Consider the following 24210-nt stretch of genomic DNA (forward strand, 5'->3'; position numbering starts at 1 on the left):
TAGTATCGAGCCGTGCTCGACTGATCCGGCATTGCGCGAACGGCAGCCGAGCATGGGCTTGGCTCTACATGACAATCAACCCTGGGCGAAGTCCTTCAGGATCTCGCCGACGCCGCTGGGCGAGATCTCGAAGCCCAGCGAAGTGCCCGGGTTGATCACCACGCCGTAGCCACCCGGCACGCGGCGCAGCACGTCCAGCATCCGCCAGCGGATCTGGTGTTCGGCCTGCTGGCTGTAGATGCCCACCCGCGACGGATCGGTGAACACGGCCACGTGCAGGGTGCCCTGCTTGTCGAACAGCAGCGGGTCGAAGCCGCTGCCATCGGGGGTCACCAGGTTGCCGGTCAGCAGTACCACCTCGGAGGCGACGAAGGCCTCCATGAAGGCGCGGATCGGCACCGACCCGTCCATCGCCGCCTTCAGCAGGGTTTCGATCGGGGTCTGCGGGGCGAGGTCGGTCATGGCGATACGGCGGGGCGTGAGGGGGGGCCTATTGTGCCGGATATGGTCACCCCGGTAGTGCCGGCCGCTGGCCGGCACCTGAAGGTGCCATGGATTCATGGGTTGCCGGCCAGCGGCCGGCACTACCGCCCCAGACGCACGTCCCGCGCCCGCTGGTCGGCCATCGCCTTGTCCAGCTCGGCCTGCAGCGCCGGCTGCTGCACGGCGGCATCGAGCACGTACACCTTCACCCCGTGCGCCGGCACTTCGGCCTTCAGGGAAGCATCCACCTGCAACGAACCGCCGTCCAGCGCATCACGCCAGCGGCCCGCCTGGACGTACCGCGCCACGGTGAAGGTCTTCGCACTGTCGCCCTTGTTCAGCAGCACCAGCGCGGTCTGCGCCACCTCGCCATGCTGCAGCACGCGGAAGAACACCGCCTCATCACCCTGCAGGCGCTCGTTCACCTGCAGGCCGCGCTGCAGCGCCGGAGTGGCTGCGCGCAGCCGGGCGATACGCTGCAGCGGCGCGAAGATCGGACTCTTCGGCGCAGCATCCACACGCGGCTGGCCGAAGTAAGCGCGATTGCCGGCATGCTCGGCACGGCCACGCATGAAGCCCGTCTCCGAGCCGTAATAGACCACCGGAATGCCGCGCGCGGTGAACAGCCAGTTGTGCGCATCGATGAAGCCGTTGTCACTGGCCTGCAGGCGCGGCATGTCGTGGTTGTCGTAGAAGCTCATCAGCTCGTACGGGTTGGCATACGGCCCCCCCCTCAGGTGCAGCGGCTCGGCCAGGGTTTCAAAGCCCTTGCCGGCGGTGCCGAACGCCTGCTCCAGCGCACCGCGCAACGGGAAGTCGAGCACGCTGACGTTGGCGTTGGCCGGCCAGGTGTGCTCTGCAATGCGCGCGGCATCGTAATCGAACGCTTCGCCGAACATGAACATGCCCGGGTGCTCGGCGCGGATACGCTTGACGAAGGCATGCCACCACGGGTGCGGCAACCAGCCGATGGTGTCGATGCGCAGCGCATCCACGCCCTGAGCGGCCCATTGCAGGTAAGCACCGACCAGGTAGTCCATCACCGCCGGATTGTCCTGGTTGAAGTCGGACAGCTCGGCAAGGTTGCCATCGAAGATCGAGCCGTCCTTGCTGTCGACCGGTCCAATGCTGTTGTAGAACGCGTGCAGCGGGTTGTGCTTCGGATCCAGTTCCTGCGGCGGCAGGTTCTGGTGGTCGGCGATCAGTTTTCCGTCCTTGTCGAAGATCTGCCCGAACTGCGGCTGCCGTGTCGGCATGGTCCAGGCCGGCGAACCGTGGTTGCCTACGATGTCCAGCACCACCTTCAAGCCGGCACCGTGCAGGCCCTTGGTCAACCCGGCGAAATCCAGGTCTTTGCTGGGCAGGTGCTCATCGAGCTTGTAGAAGTTGATGCCCCAGTACCCGTGGTAGCCGGTCTTGCCGCGGTCGGTCAGCGTGCTGGTGCAGCTGATCGGCTTGCTGCCGGTAAAGGCCTCGTCCGGGTTGTCGACGATGGGCGTGATCCACACCGCGCCGAAGCCGAGGTTGCGGATGTACTGCGCATTGTCGAGCACGCCGCGGAAGTCGCCGCCGAGATAGCCGATGTTGCCGTCCACCTTGTCCGGGCAGGGCACCGGAATATCGAAGGTGCGGTGCACGCCGCCCTGGTCACGGTGATCGTTGGACGGATCACCGTTGACGAAGCGGTCGGTGACCACGAAGTACACCGCATCGCTGGCGAACGGTTCGGTGGTGCCCACATAGTCCGGGCGCGGCGCGGCCGCCGCATGGCCGGCCAGCAGCATCAAGGAAACAGCAACAGACAACGCAGCACGCATCACACCACCTCCGGACGGGACGGAACCCACAACACGCACAGGCCGGCAATGAACAGGCTGCAGCCGCCCAGCACCAGCACATGCATCGGCTGGCCGCCCAGCAACGTGCGCAGGGCGAAGCCGAGTGCACTGGCCGCCACCAGCTGCGGGATCACGATGAAGAAATTGAAGATGCCCATGTACACGCCCATCTTCGATGCCGGCACGCTGTCGGACAGCAGTGCATACGGCAGCGAGAGGATGGACGCCCAGGCGAAACCGACGCCGACCATCGACAGCAGCAGCCAGTGCGGGTCGCGGATGAACATCAGCGAGACCAGGCCGGCACCGCCCAGCCACAGGTTGACCAGGTGGCTCCAGCGCAGGCCGATCGCACGCACCATGAGTGGAATCAGCACCGCCGCCAACGCGGCGAACCCGTTGTAGGCGCCAAACAGCACGCCCACCCAGTTGGCGCCCTCGTTGTAGGCCGCCGACTCTGGTTCAGTCGAACCGAAGTGGGCGCCAGCCACCGCGGCGGTGGTGTAGATCCACATCGCAAACAGCGCGAACCACGAGAAGAACTGTACCCACGCCAGGCGACGCATGGTGACCGGCATCGCGCGCAGGTCGCCGACGATGGCGGCCAGCATGTGCGTGGCCGGCAGCGTACGCGCGAGCGCCAGCAGCAGGCCATAGCCGGCACACAGGCCGGCCAGCACGTACAGCATCCGGTCGCCCTGCCGCCAGGTGATCAGCAGCGCCAGCAGTACGCCCAGCCCCAGCCATCCGGCCACCTGCACCCAGGGCGCCGGGCCGCTGATCGGCGCCGCTGCGTGATGTGCCGGAGGTTCGGCGTCATCGAAACCGGCCAGCTCCGCCGGTGAGTATTCGCGGGTGCTGACCACCGTCCAGGTGATTGCCGCCAACAGCACCACCGCGCCGAAGTAGAACGCATAGCGCACGGTATCAGGCACCTCACCTGCGGCGGCCGTATTGGCGACCCCGAAGTGGGCCAGGATGAACGGCAGGAAGCTGGCGACGATGGCGCCCACGCCGATGAAGAAGCTCTGCATGGCATAACCGGCCGGACGCTGGCGCGGCGCCAGCTGGTCGCCGACGAAGGCGCGGAACGGCTCCATCGACACGTTGATCGAGGCATCGAGTACCCACAGCGTGCCGGCGGCGATCCACAACGTCGGCGAGTTCGGCATCACCAGCAGCGCCAGCGTGGTCAGCACCGCTCCGATCATGAAATAAGGACGGCGGCGCCCCCAGCGCGTCCAGGTGCGGTCGGACAGGTAACCGATCACCGGCTGCACCAGCAGGCCGGTCAGCGGCGCGGCGATCCACAGCCCGGGCACCGCGTCGATGTCCGCGCCCAGCGTCTCGAAGATGCGGCTGGCATTGGCGTTCTGCAGGGCGAAGCCGAACTGGATGCCCAGGAAGCCGAAACACATGTTCCAGATCTGCCAGAACGACAGCTGCGGCTTGGCGGTACGATTCATCGTGCGCCCTCTGCCGCGGCCACCGGCGCCACCATCAGCGCCTGCACCTGGGCCTGGTTGAGCACGCCATCGCGTCCGCCCTTGCCCCCGGTGTAGTGCGCGAAGTGCTGCAGCGCGCTCATGTTGAAGCCTTCTTCAAGCGTGACCGTGCATCGGCCCTTGGGCACCGTGAATGTCGCCGAGGTCGAGTCCTGCACGGCCACGCTGTGCGGCAGGGTGACGGTGTGCCGCTGCAACGGCTGGCCCGGGCACTGCAGCACCAGCTGCTTCACCGCAGCGGTGACGCCGGTGTTGATCGGCCCGTTCGGATTGCGGTACTGCAGGCGCAGGCGCACCTGCCCGGCCCTGGCGGAGGTGAACTGCCAGCGCTGCGTACCCTTCAGTCGCTGCTGCGGACCGACGCAGACCATCGGGCTGTGCAGCGATTCAATTGCACCGTCGCGCCGGGTCAGGCTGAGGCAATGCTGCAGGCCATCGTCACCGATGCGTGCCAGGCCATTGCTGGCGGCGAGCGCCCGGCCGTCCTGCCACAGCACCTGGCCGGCAGCGACCACGACATTCCAGCCCCTGCCCTTGCGTTGCACCTGCGGTGCGGCCGGCGTGGCCGGTGCGCGCGCATCTGCGTCGGCCGTCGTCGCCGCGCTGCGTGGCGCGGCTGCGGCGGGCACCAGCTGCACGGTGGTGGTGGCGCCACGGGTCTTCACCTTGCCCGCCACCAGCAGGCCATCACCCACCTGCTTCGGTCGCTCCAGCACATAACGCCTGCCATCGGCCTCCAGGGAGATGCGGCGCTGATTGCCGAACAGTTCGGGCACCAGCACGGCCGGCAGCTTGGGCTGCACGCGGCCATCGTCCTGCACGCCGAACACGCCCTCGACCACCATCGACAGATAGCCGGCCACCGACCACAGCTGGCGTTCGGAGTTGACCACCGGGCCGCTCAGCACGCCCTCGTCAACATGCACCGCCTGGCTGACCAGCTCGTAGTTCTCCATGTTGGAACCGGCCAGCGCGGCGCCCTGCATCAGCGAGCGGATCTCGGCGGCGATGCGCGGTGCATCGTCCAGCTGGCGCGCCGCGCGCAGCGAATAGGCACTGACGAACGGCCAGATCGCGCGGTTGTGGTAGATCGGCTGCTGCGCCTCCTGCGGCCACACCACCGGGCTGCCGGCCGGCCCCATCGGATAGGTGGCCAATGCACGGCGCGCCCGCTCGGGTGGCAGCACTTCGGCCAGGATGCCCAGCGACAGGCCAAGCAGATCGACCTTGGCGTACGGCACCGGGTGCGCGGCCTCGCCGATGTAGCTCATGTACTGGCCGATATCCTCGCGCCAGAAGCGCGCATTGATCTGCTGCGCCAACGCATCGGCCCAGGCCCTGTAGTCGGTCGCGCGGGCATCGCCGTGCTGCCCGGCCAGGCGTTCGGCCAGGCGCAGTGCCTGGTAGTGCAGCACGTTGGTGGACAGTGCGTAGGAATCACCGATGAAACGCACGTCCTCGCGGGTCCAGTCTGGATAGGTCTGCTCGCGCCAGTCCAGGAAGGAGGTCTCGCCGCGGTACAGACCCATCTGCGCGTCGAACACCATCGCGCGGTCCTGCGCCAGCGTGCCCTGCAGCGCCTGCCAGACCTGATCGGCAAACGCTCGGTCCTCCAGCAGGTGGCGTGCCGCCAGGAACCACACCACGCGATCACTGCTGATCGGCCAGCTGCCGCCGGAACCGGTGTCCTGCGCCACGAACAGGCCGGGCGTACGCCCGTCACGGGCTGCCGACAGCTTGAACTGCAGCGACTGCCGGGTGCGCTGCGGGTCCAGCCGCGCCAGCGCCAGGTCGGCGGCGAAGCTGACATCACGGGTCCACACATAGGGCCAGCGTGCACCGGTCTGGAAGCACTCGCACGGGACCGGCCGACCCTCGTCGAACGCCGGATCGCGGATCGCGTCCACGCGGTCCTGGGACATCTCCTGCTGGGCCAGCGCGAACAGGGCATCGAACATCACGCTGCCGGTCTGGCTGCGCATCGGTGCGGCTGCGATCTGCACTGCGCCCTTCGGCGCATGCAGCACGAAGCTGCCCTTGGCAGCGGCTTCGGCGCGCGCATGGCGACCGTCGAATTGCAGGTCGGCCGCCTGCGCGGTCGATCCCAGCGCTGCCCCCAGGGCAGCGGTCAGGCAAATGATCTTCAGCATCGAAGCGGCGGACCGGCTTGCGCCCGTCGGCCTCCCTCCCTCTCTGCACGCGTTGTAGGTCCGCACCGTCGTTGCCGGCGGGCGGGCGCGGCCCCTCCCTCAAGGTGCCTGGGCCCCATGGTAGACGCGGGGCTGTCGGCTGCGTCCAGTTGCATACGTATTCATGGCATCGCGCGGTGGCGCGCCCGCCGCGCTGGCTTATGGTCCGGGTCTGCCAACGGCGCCTTGGGAGGGGAATTGCCGATGTCATCCACTGCTGTACGCGCGGTGTTCGCGCACATGCTCGGCCTGGCCCTGATCGGGTGGGCCACGCTGGTACAGGCCGCGCCACAGGTGGCCAGCGTCGAATCGCCGGGCAAGGTATTGAAGGTCAGTCTGCTGCTGGATAGCGGCACCGCCCGCTACCGTGTCGAGCGCCTGGGCGACACCGTGGTGGAGGATTCGAAGCTCGGCTTCGCCCTGCGCGACGGCCGCCTGGACCGCGATTTCGCCCTGCTTGGCCAGCAGCGGCGCAGCGTCGATGACACCTGGGAGCAGCCGTGGGGCGAGCGCCGGCTCACCCGCAACCACTTCAACGAGCTGACCGTGCAGTTGGCTGAAACCACCGGCAGCAAGCGGCGGCTGGATGTGGTGTTCCGCGTCTACGATGATGGCCTTGGCTTCCGCTATGTGTTCCCTGAACAACCGAACCTGCGCGAAGCCATCATCGATGACGAACTGACCGAGTTCGCCATCGCGCCCGAATCAACCGCCTGGTGGATTCCCGCCGGCGAACCGATCCACTACGAATACCTGTATCAGCGCACGCCGCTGCGCGAAGTGCCGCTGGTGCATACGCCGATGACCCTGCGCAGCCGCGATGGCCTGCATCTGGCGATCCACGAGGCCGCGCTGGTGGACTATGCCGGCATGTGGCTGCGGCGCACCGAGGGGCAGCGCCTGCGCGCGCAGCTGTCGCCCTCGGCCGAAGGCTGGAAGGTACGCCGCACCCTGCCCTTCGCCACGCCGTGGCGCACGCTGCAGATCGCCGATCGTGCCGGTGGCCTGGTCGAATCGGACCTGATCCTCAACCTCAATGAACCCAACGCGCTGGGCGATGTGAGCTGGGTGAAGCCGGCCAAGTACCTGGGCGTGTGGTGGTCGATGCACCTGGACAACGAGAGCTGGGCAACCGGACCGAAGCACGCGGCCACCACCGCCAAGACCAGGAAGGTGATCGACTTCGCGGCCGCGCACGGCTTCCGCGGCGTGCTGGTGGAAGGCTGGAACCCGGGCTGGGATGGCATGTGGGTGGGCAATGGCTACGACTTCGATTTCACCCGCGCCACGCCTGATTTCGACATTGAAGCGCTGACGGCGTATGGCCTGAAGAAGGGCGTGCACCTGATCGGCCATCATGAAACCGGCTGCGCCATCGAGCACTACGAGGACCAGCTGGGTGCCGCGCTGGACCTGTATGCACGGCTGGGCGTGGACCAGTTCAAGACCGGCTACGTCTGCGACGACGGCCAGGTCGACCGCCGCAATCCGGCCGGGGGCCCACTGTGGCGCGAGTGGCACGACGGGCAGTTCATGGCCCGCCACCACCTGAAGGTGGTGCAGGAAGCCGCGCGCCGGCACCTGTCGGTCAACCCGCATGAGCCGATAAAGGATACCGGCCTGCGCCGCACCTATCCCAACTGGATCTCACGCGAAGGCGCGCGCGGCATGGAATACAACGCCTGGGGCCAGCCGCCGAACCCGCCGGAGCATGAGGTCAACCTGGTGTTCACCCGCATGCTGGCCGGGCCAATGGATTACACCCCCGGCATCCTCAGCCTGAAGGGCCGCCACGGCCAGGCCATTCCCAGCACGCTGGCCCGCCAGCTTGCCCTGTACGTGGTGCTGTACAGCCCGATCCAGATGGCCGCGGACCTGCCCGAACACTACCTGCAGCATCGCGAGGCGTTCCGTTTCATCGAGGACGTGGCGGTGGACTGGGAGCAGAGCCGCGTGCTCGATGGCGAAGTGGGTGACTACGTGACGATCGTGCGCCGCGACCGCAACAGCCGCGACTGGTTCCTCGGCAGCATCACCGACGAACACGGCCGCGTGCTGCCGGTACCGCTGGGCTTCCTGGAGCCAGGCGTGCGCTATCGCGCCGAGATCTACCGCGATGGTGAAGGCGCTGATTTCCGCAGCAACCCGTTCGCGTTCGCACGCGAAACCCGCGAGGTGACCAGTGCCGATGCACTGACGCTGGTGCTGGCACCGGGCGGTGGGCAGGCCATTCGCTTCACGCCCATCCACTGAACGTTTTCCTACCTGCGCTCCCGTAGCGCCCGAGCCCATGCTCGGGCGGCGGTGCGTAGCACCGAAACGCAGCCGAGCATGGGCTCGGCTCTACCGAACAAGGCACCTGAAAGCGATTACAACCCTGCAGACGCCATTGAATACGTATGCAGGGTGATTCCCGCGAAGAACGCGCTGCCTACCATAGCGGCGACGACAGCGGCCACCGCGTCGCACGTTCACGGCCCCGCCGGAACGCTCACAAATCGATCTGCAACATTGCCTGGGAGGGGAAAATGTTGAACCACAAGCGCAGCGCGCTGAGCATCGCGCTGGCCGTTGTCCTGGCGCCGACGCTGGCGTCGGCACAGTCCACGCAGAACACCACCACGCCGGCCGGCACCGCCGCCACCAACCTGGATACGGTGCAGGTCACCGGCATCCGCCGCGGCATCGAGAGCGCGATCGCGGTCAAGCAGGACGCCACCTCGGTGGTCGAGGCAATCTCCGCTGAAGACATCGGCAAGCTGCCCGACGTCAGCATCGCCGAATCCATCTCGCGCCTGCCCGGCCTGGCCGCCCAGCGCGTGGCCGGCCGTGCGCAGGTGATCAGCGTGCGCGGCCTGTCGCCGGACTTCGCGACCACCCTGCTCAATGGTCGCGAAGTGGTCAGCACCGGCGACAACCGCGGCGTCGAGTTCGACCAGTACCCGTCCGAGCTGGTCAACGGCGTGACGGTGTACAAGACCCCGGACGCGGCGCTGGTCGGCCAGGGCCTGTCAGGCACCATCGACATGCAGACCGCGCGCCCGCTCAGCTTCGGCGAGCGCGTGATCGCGGTCAGTGGCCGCTACCAGAAGAGCTCGCTGGGCCGCGCCGCCAACACCGATCCGTACGGCAACCGCTTCAGCGCCAGCTACATCGACCAGTTCCTGGACAAGACCCTGGGCATCGCCATCGGCTATGCGCACAGCGACATGCCGATCCAGGAGAACCAGGTCGGCCTGTACGAGCCGTGGACCACCGAGCACACCGACAAGGGCGACCGCCCGGGCGTGGGTGCCGGCACCTACTTCTCCGATGGCATCAAGGCGCTGCGCCGCACCGGCAACAACAAGCGCGACGGCGTGATGGCCACGATCCAGTTCCGCCCGAACAACAGCTGGACCAGCACCTTCGATGCCTTCCACACCGAAGCCGAGCAGATCGACACCGCCAACCAGTTCGAGCTGAACCTCAGCAACTACAACGGCAACTACACCCCGGGCCTGCTGGTCAGCAACCCGCAGGTCAACGCCAACGGCTCGTTCACCGGCGGCACCGCCAGCGGCGTGTATCCGCTGGTGCGCGGCATGTACAACAAGCGCAAGGACAAGATCGATGCGTTCGGCTGGAACAACGAGTTCAACTTCGGCGGCGTCAAGCTGGTCGCCGACCTGAACTACTCCAAGGCCACGCGCGACGAGCTGAACCTGGAAAACAACCTGCAGCTGACCCCGATGCCGCAACTGGATACGGTCGGCGTGTCGATCCGCCAGGACGGCTTCTCGCAGATCACACCGGGCCTGAACTACTCCAACCCCGATGCACTGTTCCTGACCAACACGATCTACGGCTCCGGCTACGGCAAGGTGCCGCAGGTGGAAGACCGCCTGAAGGGCGGCAAGCTGGCTGCCACCATCGCCCTTCCTGATGCCATCGCCTCGTGGGCACCGGACATCGACATCGGCGTGAACTATGCCGACCGCCGCAAGGTGAAGACCCAGTCCGAAGGCAACATCCTGCTCGGCGCACAGGGCGATGCCAACATCGCCTCGGACCTGCAGTACCGTCCGGTGGACCTGGGCTTCGCCGGCCTCGGCACCATCCCGGCCTGGAACGTACCGGCCGCTGTGGGTCGTTACATGACCTTCAACCCGGTCGACAACCTGGACTACCTGATCCCCAAGTCGTGGACGGTCGAAGAGAAGATCACCACCGCCTGGGCGCGCCTGAACATCAACACCGACATCGGTGAAGTGGGCGTGCGCGGCAACATCGGCGTGCAGATGCAGCACACCGACCAGAGCTCGGATTCGCGCTACTGGGACAGCTCGCAGTCAGCCGGCAACAACGTGCAGCCGTATTCGAACGGCCGCACTTACAACGACTGGCTGCCGAGCTTGAACCTGGCCTTCATGTTCCCCCACCAGCAGACGCTGCGCTTCGCCGCCGCCAAGCAGGTCGCGCGCCCGCGCGTGGACCAGATGCGCGCCGGCCTGGAGTTCGGCGTGGATACCGGCACCGGCCGGCCGGGCGGCAGTGGTGGCAATCCGCTGCTGGATCCGTGGCGCGCCACCGCGCTGGACCTGTCCTATGAGAAGTACTTCGGCGAGAAGGCCTACGTGGCTGCCGCGATCTTCTACAAGGACCTGAAGAGCTACGTCTATACCCAATCGGTGGACAACTACGACTTCACCGCGCTGCTGGGCAGCTACGTGCCGCCGCCGGGCATGACCGCGCCGGTGCTGACCACCGGCACCTTCTCCGCGCCGCAGAACGGCAAGGGCGGCACGTTGAAGGGCCTGGAACTGACCGCATCGTTCCCGCTGGACATGCTGACCGACAGCCTGCGTGGCTTCGGCCTGCAGGCCAGCGCGACCTTCAACAAGAGCGACATCACCATCCTGGATCCGGAGAGCGCCTCCAGCGTGGGCAGTGACCCGATCAGCCTGCCGGGCCTGTCCAAGCGCGTGTACAACTTCACTGCCTATTACGAGCGCAGCGGTTTTGAAGCACGCGTCAGCCAGCGCCGGCGGTCGGACTTCATCGGTGAGATCGGCAACTTCAACGGCAACCGCAGCCTGCGCTATGTCGTCGGCGAAAACGTGACCGATGCGCAGGTCAGCTACACCTTCAGCGACAGCAGCGCCCTGCGTGGCCTGACCCTGCTGCTGCAGGGCAGCAACCTGACCAACGAGCCGTACCGCACCTACGCCGGCAGCAAGGACCGCCCGCTGGAGTACATCGAATGGGGCCGCACCTACATGCTGGGCGTGAACTACAAGTTCTGAGGCAGCGCCGGGCCCTGCCCGGCAGCCCCGGACCCGGTAGTGCCGGCCGCTGGCCGGCAACAGGAAACAGGGAGCAGGACCGGAAACCCGCTGCGCAGGCAGCGGGTTTTCCTTTGCGCGGATGCCGGCCGCTGGTCGGCAAGGCCCAGCCACAAAAAAGGGACGGGGCGCTTCGGCCCCGTCCCCGCAAGTACCGCCACCGGAGAAAACGGTCAGCTGCGTCGGGCGCAATACACCGCGCGTGGCGGCAGCTGGAGTTCATTGCCCTGCACCGTGCCCGCATCCGGGCCCGGTACCACCACCTGCTGCCAGTTGCCCGGCGGCAGCGGATGGCTCACCGCTTCGGCCGACAGGTTGAAGGCCAGCAGGAGGGTTTCATCTGCAAGCATACGCTCGAACAGCAGCACGGGCTCGGCGCTTTCAAGAAATCTGATGCTGCCATGCAGGAGGGCCGGCTGGGTATGCCGCCAGGCCAGAAACGCGCGGAACGCCGCCAGCACCGAATGCGGGTCGCGCTCCTGCACGGCGACCGCCGCGGCCCGGTGTTCGGCCGGGATCGGCAGCCAGGGCTGGCCAGTGGTGAAGCCGGCCAGCGGTGCATCGGTCCACGGCAGCGGGGTACGGCAGCCGTCACGGCCCTTGAAATTCGGCCAGAAGGTGATGCCATAGGGGTCCTGCAGGGCCTCGAACGGCACCTCGGCCTCGGCCAGGCCCAGCTCCTCGCCCTGGTACAGGCAGACCGAACCGCGCAGCGAGCACAGCATCGCCACCAGCATCCGCGCCAGGCGCGGGTCGGCGGGGTGGCCGCCCCAGCGGCTGACCGCGCGCTCCACATCGTGGTTGGACACCGCCCAGCACGGCCAGCCTTCGGTCATCGCTGCTTCCAGGCGCGAGACCGTATCGCGGATGTAGGCCGCACTGTAGTCGTCCACCAGCAGCTCGAAGCTGTAGCCCATGTGCAGGCGGCCATCGCGGGTGTACTCGGCCGTGGTGGCCAGCGAGTCTTCCGAAGAGATCTCGCCCAGGCTGACCGCCCCCGGGTATTCGTCCAGCAGCGCGCGCAGGCGCTCCAGGAACGGCAGGTTCTCCGGCTGCGTGTTGTTGTAGTAGTGGTACTGGTAGGCGTACGGGTTGTCCGGGCTGAAGCCGCGCCCCACCCGCTTGTCGGCGGGCTTGGCCGGGTTGTCACGCAGCTGTGCGTCGTGGAAGCAGAAGTTGATCGCATCCAGGCGGAAGCCATCCACGCCGCGGTCGAGCCAGAAGCGCACGTTGTCCAGGGTCGCCTGCTGCACGTCCGGATGATGGAAATTCAGGTCCGGCTGGTCGACCAGGAAGTTGTGCAGGTAGTACTGCTCACGGCGCGGCTCCCACTGCCAGGCGCAGCCGCCGAACAGCGACAGCCAGTTGTTGGGCGGGGTGCCATCCTCGCGCGGGTCGGCCCAGACGTACCAGTCGGCCTTCGGATTGCTGCGGTCCTGGCGGCTCTCGCGGAACCACGCATGCTCGATCGAGGTGTGGCTCAGCACCTGGTCGATCATCACCTTCAGGCCCAGGCCGTGGGCCTTGGCCAACAGGCGGTCAAAGTCGTCCAGGCTGCCGAACAGCGGGTCGACATCGCGGTAATCGGCGATGTCGTAGCCGAAGTCGGCCATCGGCGACCTGAAGAACGGCGAGATCCAGATCGCATCCACGCCCAGCGCGGCAATGTGGTCCAGGCGCTGGATGATGCCGGGCAGATCGCCCACGCCATCGCCGTTGGCATCAAGGTAACTGCGCGGGTAGATCTGGTAGATGACGGCTCCGCGCCACCATGGATAGTGCGACATCGACAGCCCCCCTCCGGGCATGCGGGACCCGCCGGCAGCGGGCCGAAATCCTGATCCGGCAAGCTTAGCGGCGGGCTCCCAGGCATGGCGCAACCTGCATACGTATTCACGCGGAGGGCCGCGCAGGCCGGGCTGGAATTGCCGCTCGGGCCGGTTTGCGCCCGAATTCACGGCCAGCGCCTATAATCGGTGGTGAGCCTGAAAGCCTGATCGCATGACCATCACCGAAGACACCCGTCCCGCCCTGGGCCTGCCCCAGATCCAGTCGCTTGCCGCGGCCGACATGGCCGCCGTCGACGCCCTGATCCGGCGCCGGCTGTCCTCGGACGTCGTGCTGATCAACCAGATCGCTGACCACATCATTTCCGCCGGCGGCAAACGCCTGCGCCCGATGCTGGTGATGCTGGCCGGCCATGCGGTCGGCCAGGCCGGCCCGGAGCACCACCAGCTGGCGGCGATCATCGAGTTCATCCACACCTCCACCCTGCTGCACGACGACGTGGTGGACGAATCCAGCCTGCGCCGTGGCCGCAGCACCGCCAACGCACTGTGGGGCAACGCGCCCAGCGTGCTGGTCGGCGACTTCCTGTACTCGCGCAGCTTCCAGCTGATGGTCGAGCTGGAGCGCATGCCGGTGATGCAGATCCTGGCCGACGCCACCAACCGCATCGCCGAGGGTGAAGTGCTGCAGCTGCTGCACGTACACAACCCGGACACCGACGAAGCCGCCTACCTGCGCGTGATCGAGCGCAAGACCGCGGTGCTGTTCGCCGCCGGCACCCGCCTGGGCGCGCTGGCCAGCGGCGTGGATGAAGCGACCCAGCAGGCCCTGTTCGACTACGGCATGCACCTGGGCTACGCGTTCCAGATCGCCGACGACGTGCTGGACTACTCGGCCAACGCCGAGGAGCTGGGCAAGAACCTGGGCGACGACCTCGCCGAGGGCAAGGCCACGCTGCCGCTGATCCACGCGATGGCCCACTCCGACGACATCACCCGCGAGCGCCTGCGCACCATCGTGCAGGACGGTGACGCCTCGGCGATGCCGGAAGTGCTGGCCGCGATCCGTGCCACCGGCGGCCTGGAGTACAGCCGCGCGCGTGCAGAGGAATATGCCCAAGCCGCCGAGCGCGCGCTCGACGGCCTGGGCGACAACGATGCCGTGGCCGCCCTGCGCGGCCTGGCCCGCTACGCGGTGCAGCGCTCGCATTGACCGGCTGAGGTGTGCCGACCAACGGTCGGCACCCACCAAACCGGCATTCCGGTGGGTGCCGAGCGTTGGTCGGCACTGAAGCATCGGTAGTGCCGGCCGCTGGCCGGCATTCCCGATGACATCCGCAGCATCATGAGGTTGCCGGCCAGCGGCCGGCACTACCACTGCACGAATCAACGTTTCTCGAAGCGTTCCTCGAAGAACTCATCCAGCGCCTTCCACGCGCGCTTCGCCGCCCGCTCGTTGTACTGGCAGCCCGGCGGACTGTTGGCATCGCGCTCGGCGAAGCAGTGCACCGCACCGCTGTAGTTGGTGAATTCCCACTCGACCTTGGCCGCGTCCATTTCCTTCTGGAAGCCAGCGATGTCCTCGGCAGTCACGCTCCTGTCGTCTGCGCCGTTGAGCACCAGCACCGACGGATGGCTGCCACCGGCCTGCGCCGGCAGCGGTGAACCCAACCCACCGTGCAGGCTGACCACACCGGCCAGCGGCGCACCGGCACGGGCCAGTTCCAGCACCGTGGTGCCGCCGAAACAGAAGCCCACCGCGCCGATCCGGCCGGCATCGAGCGGCACCTTGCCCGCCTGCGCCCTGAGCACGTTCACCGCCTCCAGCGCACGTGCGCGCAGCAGCGGCCTGTCATTGCGCAGCTTGGTTGCCACCGGCCCGGCCTCTGCATCGGTCTTCGGCCGCACGCCCTTGCCGTACACATCGGCCACCAGCACCACGTAGTCATCGCCGGCCAGCTGCTTGGCCTTTTCGACCGCCGATTCGTTCACGCCCTTCCAGTTCGGCACCATCACCAGGCCCGGGCGCTTGTCGTTGTCGCCGTCGTCATAGACCAGCACGCCACTGAAGGTCGTGCCCTGGTGTTTCCATTCCACCGGCTGGGTCTTCATCGCCGCCCACGCCGGCATCGCCGCCAGCCCCAGGATCACCGCCACACCGCATCGCCAACGATTCATGCGTCTGCTCCGCAAGAAAAAGGGGACGGAGGGGATTAAGCCGCATTTGCCCCTCCCGCGTCGCATTCTGCATTGGCGACGTGACGCAGGTGTGGTTGGATACGACTTAATCCCCTCCGTCCCCTTTTTCCGTATGAACGTTGTTGACCGCTTTCTGTCTGGCCTGAACCCGCGCCTGCCTGCTGACGACGCCTCGCAATGGATCCACGTCCAGGGCGCCAGCGCCGAAGACCTGCAGCGCCTGCGCACGCAGTGGCCGCAGGTGCCGGACAGCCTGGTCGAACTGCTGTCGCGCGTGGATGGCACCCACTTCCGCGAATACCCCGGCGGCGAGGTCTGCGTGCTGATGCTCGGCTCGGACGTTGAGGACGGCGGCTATCCGTACTACCTGCGGTCGGTCGCACAGATCTTCGAAGACCAGCAGCAGTGGGACGACAGCATCCGTTCGATCTACGAAGAGTGGCTGGATGACGAACCGGAGATCCTGGGTGAGGGCATCGACGCCGATCTGCCGATGAACCGCCGCCTGTGCTTCTCGCACTGCATGAACAACGGCGGCACCTCGATGCTGTACCTGGATTTCGATCCCGCGCCGGGCGGCACGGTCGGCCAGGTGGTGCGCTACCTGCACGATCCGGACAGCTACGCGGTGATCGCGCCCAGCTTCGACGCCTACCTGCAGCAGCTGATTGACGGCGATTACGCGTTCATCGACGAAGATCTGTAGATCCACGCCATGCGTGGATAGCTGCACAGGATCCCGCCGGGGTCAGAGCCCTTTCCTGCGGAAAGGGATCCGACCCCTTACCCGATACCCAGCCCCGGAATCGCGCTGATGCTGTCCGGATCGAACCCGGCCAGCGCGGCGAAATGACGGCCACGCGCCACGTAGTCGCGGTACGCACCAAAGCTCGGTGCACCCGGCGACAGCAGCACCACCCCGCCCTGTTCGCCCAGCGCGGCGCGCGCCAAGGCCATCGCCTCGGCGAGATCGCCCGCCGCATGCAGGCCGAAGCGACCGGCGTCGGCCAACGGCTGCAGCATCGCGTGGATGCGCGGGCCGTTGCTGCCCATGGTCACGATCTCCACCGGCGGCACATCGTGCGCCATGTGCTGCATGAAATCGGTCCAGTCCAGGCCACGGTCATGCCCCCCCACCAGCAGCGCGATGCGCTGGCCGGCGAAGCACTCCAGCGCGGCCAGGCTGGCATGCGGCGTGGTGCTGATCGAATCGTTGACGTAGGTCAGGCCATCGGCCACGCCGATGCGCTGCAGGCGGTTGGGCAGCGGACGGAAGTCCTGCACCGCCGGTGCCAGCGCTACGGCATCCAGCCCCAGCGCTTCCAGCGCGGCCAGCACCGCGCACAGGTTGCCGCGGTTGTGGCGGCCTGGCAGCGGCGTGTTGCAGGTATCAAACACGGCCTGCTCACCGCGATGCACGATGTCGCCGCGCATGTGCCAGCCCTGCGGCTGGTTGAACCAGACCACTTCGCTGTCGGGCAGCGACAGCGCGGCCAGGTGCGGATCGGCGGCGTTGAGCACAGCGATGCGCGGTGCAGCTTCAGTCACCAGCCGCAGCTTGTCTTCGATGTAACGCTGTTCGCTGCCGTGCCAGTCAAGGTGTTCCGGAAACAGGTTCAGCACCACCGCCACCTGCGGGCGGGCGCCACTGCGTGCCACCTCACCGGTCTGGTAGCTGGACAGTTCCACCGCCCAGTACTCCGGCGCGGGCTGCGGATCCAGCACTTCCAGCAGCGGCAGGCCGATGTTGCCGACCAGGCCGGTGCGATGGCCGGCGGCACGCAGCAGGTGCGCAACCAGCGCGGTGGTGGTGCTCTTGCCCTTGGTACCGGTCACGCACACGGTGTCGTGCACGATGCCATCGTCGGCCGCGTGTTCGGCGAACCAAAGCGCGGTGCCACCGATGAAGCTGGTGCCCTGCCCTGCAGCCGCCAGCGCGATCGGCTGGTACGGGCTGATGCCGGGCGATTTGATCACCACGTCGAACGCGGCCAGCGCTTCAGCGGAAGGCTCGCCACGCACGTCCAGCGCGCCCTCCGTTTCCGCACGCGCCGCCTCGACCTCGGACACCGGGCAGAACAGGCTCAATGCCAGCGTGGGCAGGCGCGCGCGCAGCACCGCAAACGCGGCGCGGCCCTCACGGCCCCAGCCCCACAGCGCGACGCGCTTTCCTTCAAGCTTCGAAATCTTCACGCACCCGTTCCCACAGCGCAGCTGGAACACGGTGCTCGCCCTGCAGCTGCAGCAGCGGTGCCAGTTCCAGTTCGGCGGCATCCAGCTGCGGCTGGATCTCGTTGCAGAAGCGCTTCACCAGCACGTCTTCCTTCCACTCCGGGCGCTGTGCCAGGGTCGCCATCGCCGCACGCGATTCGCGGCCTTCGCCCACGCACTCGAACGGCTTGTGGTCCTGGAATTCCAGCAGCGCATCGAAGCCACCGGCCTGCTCGGCATCGTCCAGCAGGTTGCGGCCGAAGATGCGCACCAGGCGCGTCTTGGGCATGAACGGGGCCAGCGCCAGGAACACGAAATGGCATTTCGGGCAGACGCCGCACCAGCGGTTCACCGGGCGCTCGCCGAGGATGTGGAAGTTGCGGTTGCAACTGGAGAAATGCGCGTCGTAGAAGTCACTCTTGGCGAACTGGCGGGCCACCGCCAGCTCGGACATCGGGCGCAGCAGCGAGTAGTACTGCAGGTCCGCCGCCACGTACTTCTGCACATGGCTACCGAAGGCCTGCTCGCAGGCCCACCCCTTGGACCACTGGTGGTTCACTTCGCCGGTGCCTGGAATCTGGCTGCCGTAGCTGGCCGAGCGCTCGTTGGAGAACACAACCTGGTCCACGCCGTGCAGCAACGCGGCCAGCACCATGATCGCCGAGTTCACCACCGTCACCGGGATATGGCCGTTCCAGGCGCCCTGGCGGTTCAACTCGAACAGTTCCGGTGCCAGCGTGCGGCCCAGGTTCAAGGTCGGCAGGCCAGTGCGCTCGGCGCACGCACGGATCAGCTGCGAGCCACCGATCCAGGTCACGGTCTCGTCCACGCCGGCACGGCGCAGCGCTTCGATGCTGACCAGCGAATCCTTGCCGCCGCCGATGGCCACCAGCGCGTGCGGCTGCAGGCCCAGCGCCGGCGCCTGCGCAGCTACGCCCTGCACCGGCAACCGGAAGCGGCCGCGCAGGTTCAGGCCGTTGCGGTAGGCGAATTCGCCCAGGCCGTTGAGGTAAATGGTCTCCACCAGCGCGGCGGTATCGGCATCGATGCTGTAGCTGTCGATGCTGACCGTATCCGGTACGCCGGCCTTGTAGTAGCTGACACCGGCGATCAGGTGCAGCAGCTGCAGCGCGCGCTGCACGGCGGCGCTACGCGCTTCGTCCAGCACGAACGGGGCGCCGGGCACGGTGATGGTTTCCACCATCTCCGGGCCGTCATCAAAGGCGTAGACCAGCCTGGCCACGCCGGTATCCGCGGCGAATTCGCAGCGGACGAAGCGGAAGCGGGAAACCTGGTGTTTGTCGAAAGCAGTCATGGTGTATCCGGTCAGGCACGGGCCCGCGCGATGGCGCGGGGCGTGTCGGTGGGCGGGTGCAGGGCGCGCGCGGTGGTCATTCGATCACGTCTTCGCGCGGCAGCATCCGCTGGTTGTAGGTGTTGGCCATCACATAGCCGTACGCGCCGGCGTCGGCGATCAGCATCACGTCGTCCGGCGCAGTTGACACCGGCAGCTTGCGGCGCTTGCCGAACACATCGCTGGATTCGCAGATCGGGCCGACCACATCGAACGCCGCTTCGGCATAACCACCCTGGCGGCTGAGATTCTCGATGTCGTGCCAGGCGTCGTACAGGGCCGGGCGCATCAGCGTGTTCATGCCGGCATCCAGGCCCACGCGGCGCACGCCGTCCTTTTCCACCACCTGGGTGGCATGGGTCAGCAGCACGCCCGATTCGGCCACCAGGTAGCGGCCCGGCTCGATCGCCAGGCGGAATGCCGGGTGCAGCGCCTTGACCTCGGCCAGGCCCTCGGCCCAGGCGTCCAGGTCGAACGGCTCGTCTTCGTCGCTGTACGGAATCGGCAGGCCGCCACCGATGTCGATGGTGTGCACGCTGCCGATGCGGCGGGCGAAGCCGGCCAGCTCATCGCACATCAGGCGCCAGTGCTGCGCGGTTTCCACGCCACTGCCCAGGTGCGCATGCAGGCCGACCACGCGGCTGCCCAGCTCGGAGGCCGCGCGCACGAACTCGTCCACGCGGGCGATCGGCAGGCCGAACTTGGACTCCTTGCCGCCGGTGCGGACCTTGGCATGGTGGCCTTCGCCACGCCCCAGGTCGACGCGCAGCCACAGCTCGCGGTTGCGGAACAGGTCCGGCCAGCGTTGCAGCGCTTCGACGTTGTCGACGGTGACGGTCACGCCAAGGGCGAACGCCGCCTCGTACTCGCTGCGCGGGCAGAAGCTGGGAGTGAACAGCACGCGCCGCGGCGACAGCTCCGGCAGGTGCTGGAACACATGCTTCAGCTCGCCGTACGAGACGCACTCCAGCCCGAAGCCCTCGGCTTCCAGCAGCTGCAGGATGGCCGGGTGGCTGTTGGCCTTGATCGCGTAGTAACGCTGGTCGATCGGCTTGATCGCGGCCAGCGCGCGGGCGCGGGCGCGCACCGTCGGCAGGTGGTAGACATAGCGCGGCGTACCGGCATCGGCCAGCTGCAGCAGGTGCGCACGCTGGCCGCGCCACCACGGCGTGCCGCGCGGGCGCACGGTGCCGGCAATCTCGCGCCAGCGCGGGCCGAACACTTCGGTTTCTTCCACCGGCATCGCACCGCTGTCGATCAGCTCGGCATGCAGGATCGGCAGCAGGCCATCGGCATCGGCCTCGTCGATGACGAAGGTCAGGTTCAGGTCGTTGGACGACTGCGAAATCATGTGCACGCGCTCGCGGCCGAAGGTGGCCCACACGTCCGACAGCTTGTGCAGCAGAGAACGCATGCCACGGCCGACCAGGGTGATCGCCGCGCACGGCACGATCACCTTCACCTTGCAGATCTGCGACAGGTCGGCCGACAGCGCGGCCAGCACATCGGTGTTGACCAGGTTCTCGGACGGGTCCAGCGACACGGTGACGTTGGTCTCGGCCGAACCGATCAGGTCCACCGACAGGCCATGCTTCTTGAACAGGTTGAACACATCGGCCAGGAAGCCGACCTGCTGCCACATGCCGATGCCTTCCATCGACACCAGCACGATGCCGTTGCGGCGGCTGATCGCCTTGACGCCTGGTACCGGTGCAGCACTGCCGTCAATGCTGGTGCCCGGCAGTTCCGGACGCTCGGTATCGAGGATGGCCATCGGCACGCCTGCATCGCGGCACGGCTTGATCGAGCGCGGATGCAGCACCTTGGCACCAGTGGTGGCGATTTCCTGCGCCTCGTAGTAGTCCAGGCGGGTCAGCAGGCGCGCGTCCGGCACATCCTTCGGGTTGGCACTGAACATGCCCGGCACATCGGTCCAGATTTCCACGCGGCTGGCGCCGAGCAGCGCGCCGAAGTACGCCGCCGAGGTATCCGAGCCACCACGGCCGAGGATGGCGGTACCGCCATCGGCATGCCGCGAGATGAAACCCTGGGTGATCAGCAGGCGGGTCGGCTGCGCGCGGAAGCGCTGCATCCACTCCGCGTCGGCACGCCACTGGCAGTTCACCGACAGGCGCTGTGACCAGTCGCTCTGGTTCGGCTGCGGCGGCATCGCGTCCAGCCACTGGCGGGCATCCATCCAGCCCATGTCCAGGCCCGAGGCGTGCAGGTAGGCCGCGCCCAGCGTGGACGACAACAGTTCGCCCTGGCCCAGCACTTCGGCCTGCCACTGCAGCGGACGGGTGGCCGCACGCGGGTCGTCGAGCAGGCCCTGCAGTGCCGCCAGGCGCTCGGCCAGTACTTCGCGGCCCAGGCCCAGTTCGGCCAGGAAGCCTTCATGGCGTTCGACCAGCGCGGCCACGCGATCACGGCTGTCCGGCGCGCCATCGGCGATCGCGGTCAGCTCGTTGGTGACCCCGGACAGCGCCGACACCACCACCAGCACGCGCGAGCCGGTCTCTTCCGCGCGTTTTTTCGCCAGCTTCCCGATCGTGTCCCAGCGGTGACGACGCGACACCGAGGTGCCGCCGAACTTCAGTACGATCCAACGATCGACAAGGGGGGAAGCTGACATGGATTGGCTATGTAGAATGTGGGGAAGCCGCCCTCGGGGGCGGAACCTTTGATTCTAAGCGCAATATCCCCGTAGATGGCCCTCCTCCGTTACCTGCAGCTCGATGTCTTCGCCTCCCGCCCCGGAACCGGGAATCCACTGGGTGCCCTGCTGGACGCCGATGCGCTCTCCGGCGAGCAGATGCAGGCCCTGGCCGCCTGGCTGAACCTGTCCGAGACGGTATTCTTCCTGCGCCCCAGCGCGCCCGGCGCCGACTACCACATCCGCATCTTCACCCCGACCCGAGAGCTGGCGTTCGCCGGCCACCCGAGCGTCGGCGCGGCCTGGGCGGCGGTGAGCTGCGGCCTGGCCCAGCCTCGCGACGGCGCCCTGCTGCAGCAGTGCGCGGCGGGGGTGCTGCCCGTGCGGGTGAGCGGCCCGGCCGAGGCACTCCAGATCCAGCTGGCCAGCCCACCGGCGCGGCAACTGGCGACTGGCGCAGATGCGGCACCCGAAACACTGCTGGCCCTCGCCGCCAACGGGCACGTGCCCGAACTCTGGGACAACGGCGCGCGCTGGTGGCTGCTGCCGCTGCGCGATGCCGCCGCTGTGCGCGGCCTGGCGCCGGACATGGCCGCCCTGCGCGACTGGAGCCTTGCCACCGAGGCCACCGGCGTGGCCGTATTCGCCGACGAAGCCGGTACCGACCACACCCGCGTGGTGCGCGCATTCTGCCCCGCCGATGCGGCCAGCGTGCCGGAAGATCCGGTCACCGGCAGCGCCAATGCCCTGATCGCTGCCTGGCTGCGGCAGCGCAACGCCCTGCCCGGCCGCGAGGGCCACTACGTGGCCAGCCAGGGCCGCGAAGTCGGCCGCGATGGCCACGTGCAGGTGCAGGTCGACGCGCAGGGCACGGTCTGGATCGGCGGCCAGGTGCAGCCGGTCATCGACGGCCACCTTCGCTGGTAGCGCACGAAAAAAGGGGACGGAGGGAATTAAGTCGCTTATGGCACTTGGGGCACAAGCGACTTAATTCCCTCCGTCCCCTTTTTTGTGCCCCGCGCTACGCTATGCCGCCTGTTTACTGGAGTCCTGCCTGATGTCCACCCGCCGTTTCCTGCAGCTGGATGTGTTCTCCCCGCGCGCCGGTGCCGGCAATCCGCTGGCCGTGGTGCTTGATGCCGAAGGCCTGGACGATGCCAGCATGCAGGCCATTGCGCGCTGGACGCGCCTGCCCGAGACCACCTTCGTGTTCCCGCCGCAGGTCGCAGGCGCCAGCTACCGGCTGCGCATGTTCAGCCCGCAGAAGGAGGTCCCGTTCGCCGGCCATCCCAGCGTCGGCACCGCGCATGCGGTGCTGCAGGCGGGCCTGGCCGCGCCAGTCGACGGCGTGCTCGTGCAGGACGGCATCGCCGGTGCGCTGCCGCTGCGCGTGAGCGGCGAGGGCGCGCAGCAGCGCATTGCCATCCGCACCCCGCGCGCGCAGCTGGCGGAGATCGCCGAGGCCACCGACCCGCGCCTGCAGGCGGCGCTGAAGGATTGGCCGCTGGGCTCGCTGCCGCCGGCGCGCATGCAGGGCGGGCGCAGCTGGTGGGTGGTGCAGGTGGCCGATGAAGCGGCACTGCGCGCACTGCGCCCGGACTGGGACGCGGTCGCGGCTCTGGCCGAATCCACCGACAGCATGGGCGTGTTTGCCTACGCCTTCAGCGATGGCGGCGAAGGCTTCGATCTTGCAGTACGTGCCTTCGTCGGCAATGGCCGCCGCTTCGAGGACGCCGCCTCCGGCGCGGCTAATGCCGTGCTGGCCGCGTGGCTGGACCTGCGCGATGCGCTGCCCCGAGGCCGTGCACCGTTCGAAGTCAGCCAGGGCCGCGAAGTCGGCCATGACGCGCGCCTGACCCTGCGGGTCGATGAAGACGGCGAGGTCTGGTCGGGCGGGCAGGTGCAGACGGTGATTACCGGCACCCTTGATTGGTGATCGCGCTTGGCGGGTGGTAGAGCCGAAGGCAGCGGCAGGAGCCGCTGCCAACGTCGGACGCGACGGCCCGGAGGGTGGGGACCAGGAAGGCCGCCATAACGCTGGCCGGCTGCTACATGGACCCCGGCATCATGCGGTTGCCGGCCCGCGGCCGGCACTACCGTGGCTCAGCCCAGTTCGGCTTCCAGGCTGATCGGCACCGCGCTCAGCGCCTTGGACACCGGGCAGTTCTGCTTGGCGTCATCGGCAATGGCACGGAACTGTGCGGCGTCGATGCCCGGCACCACGGCCTTCACCTTCAGCCGGATCTGCGACAGCTGCGGGCCGCCCTCCAGGGACAGATCGACCTTGGCCTCGGTGTCCAGCGAGGTCGGGGTGAAGCCGGCCTCACCAAGCTTGGCCGACAGCGCCATGGTGAAACAGCCGGCGTGCGCGGCGGCGATCAGCTCCTCCGGATTGGTGCCCTTCTCGTCGCCGAAGCGGCTGTTGAAACCGTAGCGGGTCTTGTCCAGCAGCCCGCTCTGCGGCGTGCTCAGCTGTCCCTTGCCCGACTTCAGATCGCCTTCCCAGTGCGCGGTGGCGTTTCGCGAGATTCCCATGTGCTGCTCCTGCGTGGCGGTGATGAACGGCCACTCTCGCACGGGACGCGTTAGCCCTGCGTCGCTCCGCCGCATGCCGCACGTCCGCCGGACATCGGACAGCTGGTCACTTCTTCGCCAGACTGACGCGGA

General features: G+C 67.7%; 16 protein-coding genes. 6 read left to right on the top strand and 10 right to left on the bottom strand.

What is annotated here, in order from left to right; all coding sequences use genetic code 11:
- Window positions 1-75: 75 nt before the first annotated feature.
- The 4 genes from ACUVWL_RS11945 to ACUVWL_RS11960 all read right to left on the bottom strand — a co-directional run bounded on the left by ACUVWL_RS11945 (window position 76) and on the right by ACUVWL_RS11960 (window position 5976).
- A complete protein-coding gene (locus ACUVWL_RS11945) occupies window positions 76-462 on the bottom strand; it encodes an SseB family protein (RefSeq protein ID WP_445978375.1) in 387 nt (128 codons plus the stop codon).
- A 122-nt stretch (window positions 463-584) separates the two neighbouring features.
- Window positions 585-2300 (bottom strand): alpha-amylase family glycosyl hydrolase, encoded by a 1716-nt coding sequence (locus ACUVWL_RS11950; RefSeq protein WP_169411635.1) that lies wholly within the window; start codon window positions 2298-2300, stop codon window positions 585-587.
- Entirely contained in the window at window positions 2300-3787 is a 1488-nt protein-coding gene (locus ACUVWL_RS11955; protein ID WP_032957795.1) for an MFS transporter, read from the bottom strand. The genes ACUVWL_RS11950 and ACUVWL_RS11955 overlap by 1 nt, the downstream gene beginning before the upstream one ends.
- On the bottom strand, window positions 3784-5976 hold the full coding sequence (locus ACUVWL_RS11960) for a Six-hairpin glycosidase-like protein (protein ID WP_445978376.1): 2193 nt from the start codon (window positions 5974-5976) through the stop codon (window positions 3784-3786). Before ACUVWL_RS11960 ends, ACUVWL_RS11955 begins: the two co-directional genes overlap by 4 nt.
- A 237-nt stretch (window positions 5977-6213) precedes the next feature.
- Between ACUVWL_RS11960 and ACUVWL_RS11965 the strand changes: the two genes are divergently transcribed.
- Together ACUVWL_RS11965 and ACUVWL_RS11970 are read left to right on the top strand one after the other, a co-directional pair.
- Entirely contained in the window at window positions 6214-8268 is a 2055-nt protein-coding gene (locus ACUVWL_RS11965; RefSeq protein ID WP_445978377.1) for a glycoside hydrolase family 97 protein, read from the top strand.
- A 275-nt stretch (window positions 8269-8543) separates the two neighbouring features.
- Entirely contained in the window at window positions 8544-11300 is a 2757-nt protein-coding gene (locus tag ACUVWL_RS11970; RefSeq protein WP_053494617.1) for a TonB-dependent receptor, read from the top strand.
- 212 nt (window positions 11301-11512) lie between these two features.
- Here the strand turns inward: ACUVWL_RS11970 and ACUVWL_RS11975 are convergent, their stop codons facing one another.
- On the bottom strand, window positions 11513-13126 hold the full coding sequence (locus ACUVWL_RS11975; RefSeq protein WP_032957799.1) for an alpha-glucosidase family protein: 1614 nt from the start codon (window positions 13124-13126) through the stop codon (window positions 11513-11515).
- Between the two features lie 214 nt (window positions 13127-13340).
- Here ACUVWL_RS11975 and ACUVWL_RS11980 point away from each other — a divergent pair, with 214 nt between their 5' ends.
- Entirely contained in the window at window positions 13341-14339 is a 999-nt protein-coding gene (locus ACUVWL_RS11980; protein ID WP_197606151.1) for a polyprenyl synthetase family protein, read from the top strand.
- Between the two features lie 173 nt (window positions 14340-14512).
- Here the strand turns inward: ACUVWL_RS11980 and ACUVWL_RS11985 are convergent, their stop codons facing one another.
- Window positions 14513-15304 (bottom strand): dienelactone hydrolase family protein, encoded by a 792-nt coding sequence (locus tag ACUVWL_RS11985; protein ID WP_126411811.1) that lies wholly within the window; start codon window positions 15302-15304, stop codon window positions 14513-14515.
- Window positions 15305-15437: 133 nt separating this feature from the next.
- On the opposite strand from ACUVWL_RS11985, the gene ACUVWL_RS11990 reads away from it, so the two are divergent.
- Window positions 15438-16031, top strand: a complete 594-nt coding sequence (locus ACUVWL_RS11990; RefSeq protein WP_180835685.1) for an SMI1/KNR4 family protein — start codon at window positions 15438-15440, stop codon at window positions 16029-16031.
- 77 nt (window positions 16032-16108) lie between these two features.
- On the opposite strand, the gene murD is transcribed toward ACUVWL_RS11990, so the two are convergent.
- From murD to ACUVWL_RS12005, 3 genes are all read right to left on the bottom strand, one after another.
- Window positions 16109-17518 carry a UDP-N-acetylmuramoyl-L-alanine--D-glutamate ligase gene (gene murD, locus ACUVWL_RS11995; RefSeq protein ID WP_014646281.1) on the bottom strand — a complete coding sequence of 470 codons (1410 nt, stop codon included), beginning with the start codon at window positions 17516-17518 and terminating at the stop codon, window positions 16109-16111.
- Window positions 17499-18851: a UDP-N-acetyl-alpha-D-muramoyl-L-alanyl-L-glutamate epimerase gene (gene murL, locus ACUVWL_RS12000; RefSeq protein ID WP_014646280.1), complete on the bottom strand. Its 1353-nt coding sequence runs from the start codon at window positions 18849-18851 to the stop codon at window positions 17499-17501. The genes murD and murL overlap by 20 nt, the downstream gene beginning before the upstream one ends.
- Window positions 18852-18927: 76 nt before the next feature.
- A complete protein-coding gene (locus tag ACUVWL_RS12005; RefSeq protein WP_164077021.1) occupies window positions 18928-21522 on the bottom strand; it encodes a bifunctional aspartate kinase/diaminopimelate decarboxylase in 2595 nt (864 codons plus the stop codon).
- Window positions 21523-21597: 75 nt separating this feature from the next.
- Here ACUVWL_RS12005 and ACUVWL_RS12010 point away from each other — a divergent pair, with 75 nt between their 5' ends.
- Both ACUVWL_RS12010 and ACUVWL_RS12015 read left to right on the top strand, forming a co-directional pair.
- Window positions 21598-22470, top strand: coding sequence for a PhzF family phenazine biosynthesis protein (locus ACUVWL_RS12010; protein WP_014646278.1), 873 nt, complete (start codon window positions 21598-21600; stop codon window positions 22468-22470).
- Window positions 22471-22600: 130 nt separating this feature from the next.
- A complete protein-coding gene (locus ACUVWL_RS12015) occupies window positions 22601-23479 on the top strand; it encodes a PhzF family phenazine biosynthesis protein (protein WP_053496181.1) in 879 nt (292 codons plus the stop codon).
- 167 nt (window positions 23480-23646) lie between these two features.
- Here the strand turns inward: ACUVWL_RS12015 and ACUVWL_RS12020 are convergent, their stop codons facing one another.
- Window positions 23647-24078, bottom strand: coding sequence for an OsmC family protein (locus ACUVWL_RS12020; protein ID WP_445978378.1), 432 nt, complete (start codon window positions 24076-24078; stop codon window positions 23647-23649).
- Window positions 24079-24210: the final 132 nt, after the last annotated feature.

Source organism: Stenotrophomonas muris (genome assembly GCF_052751275.1).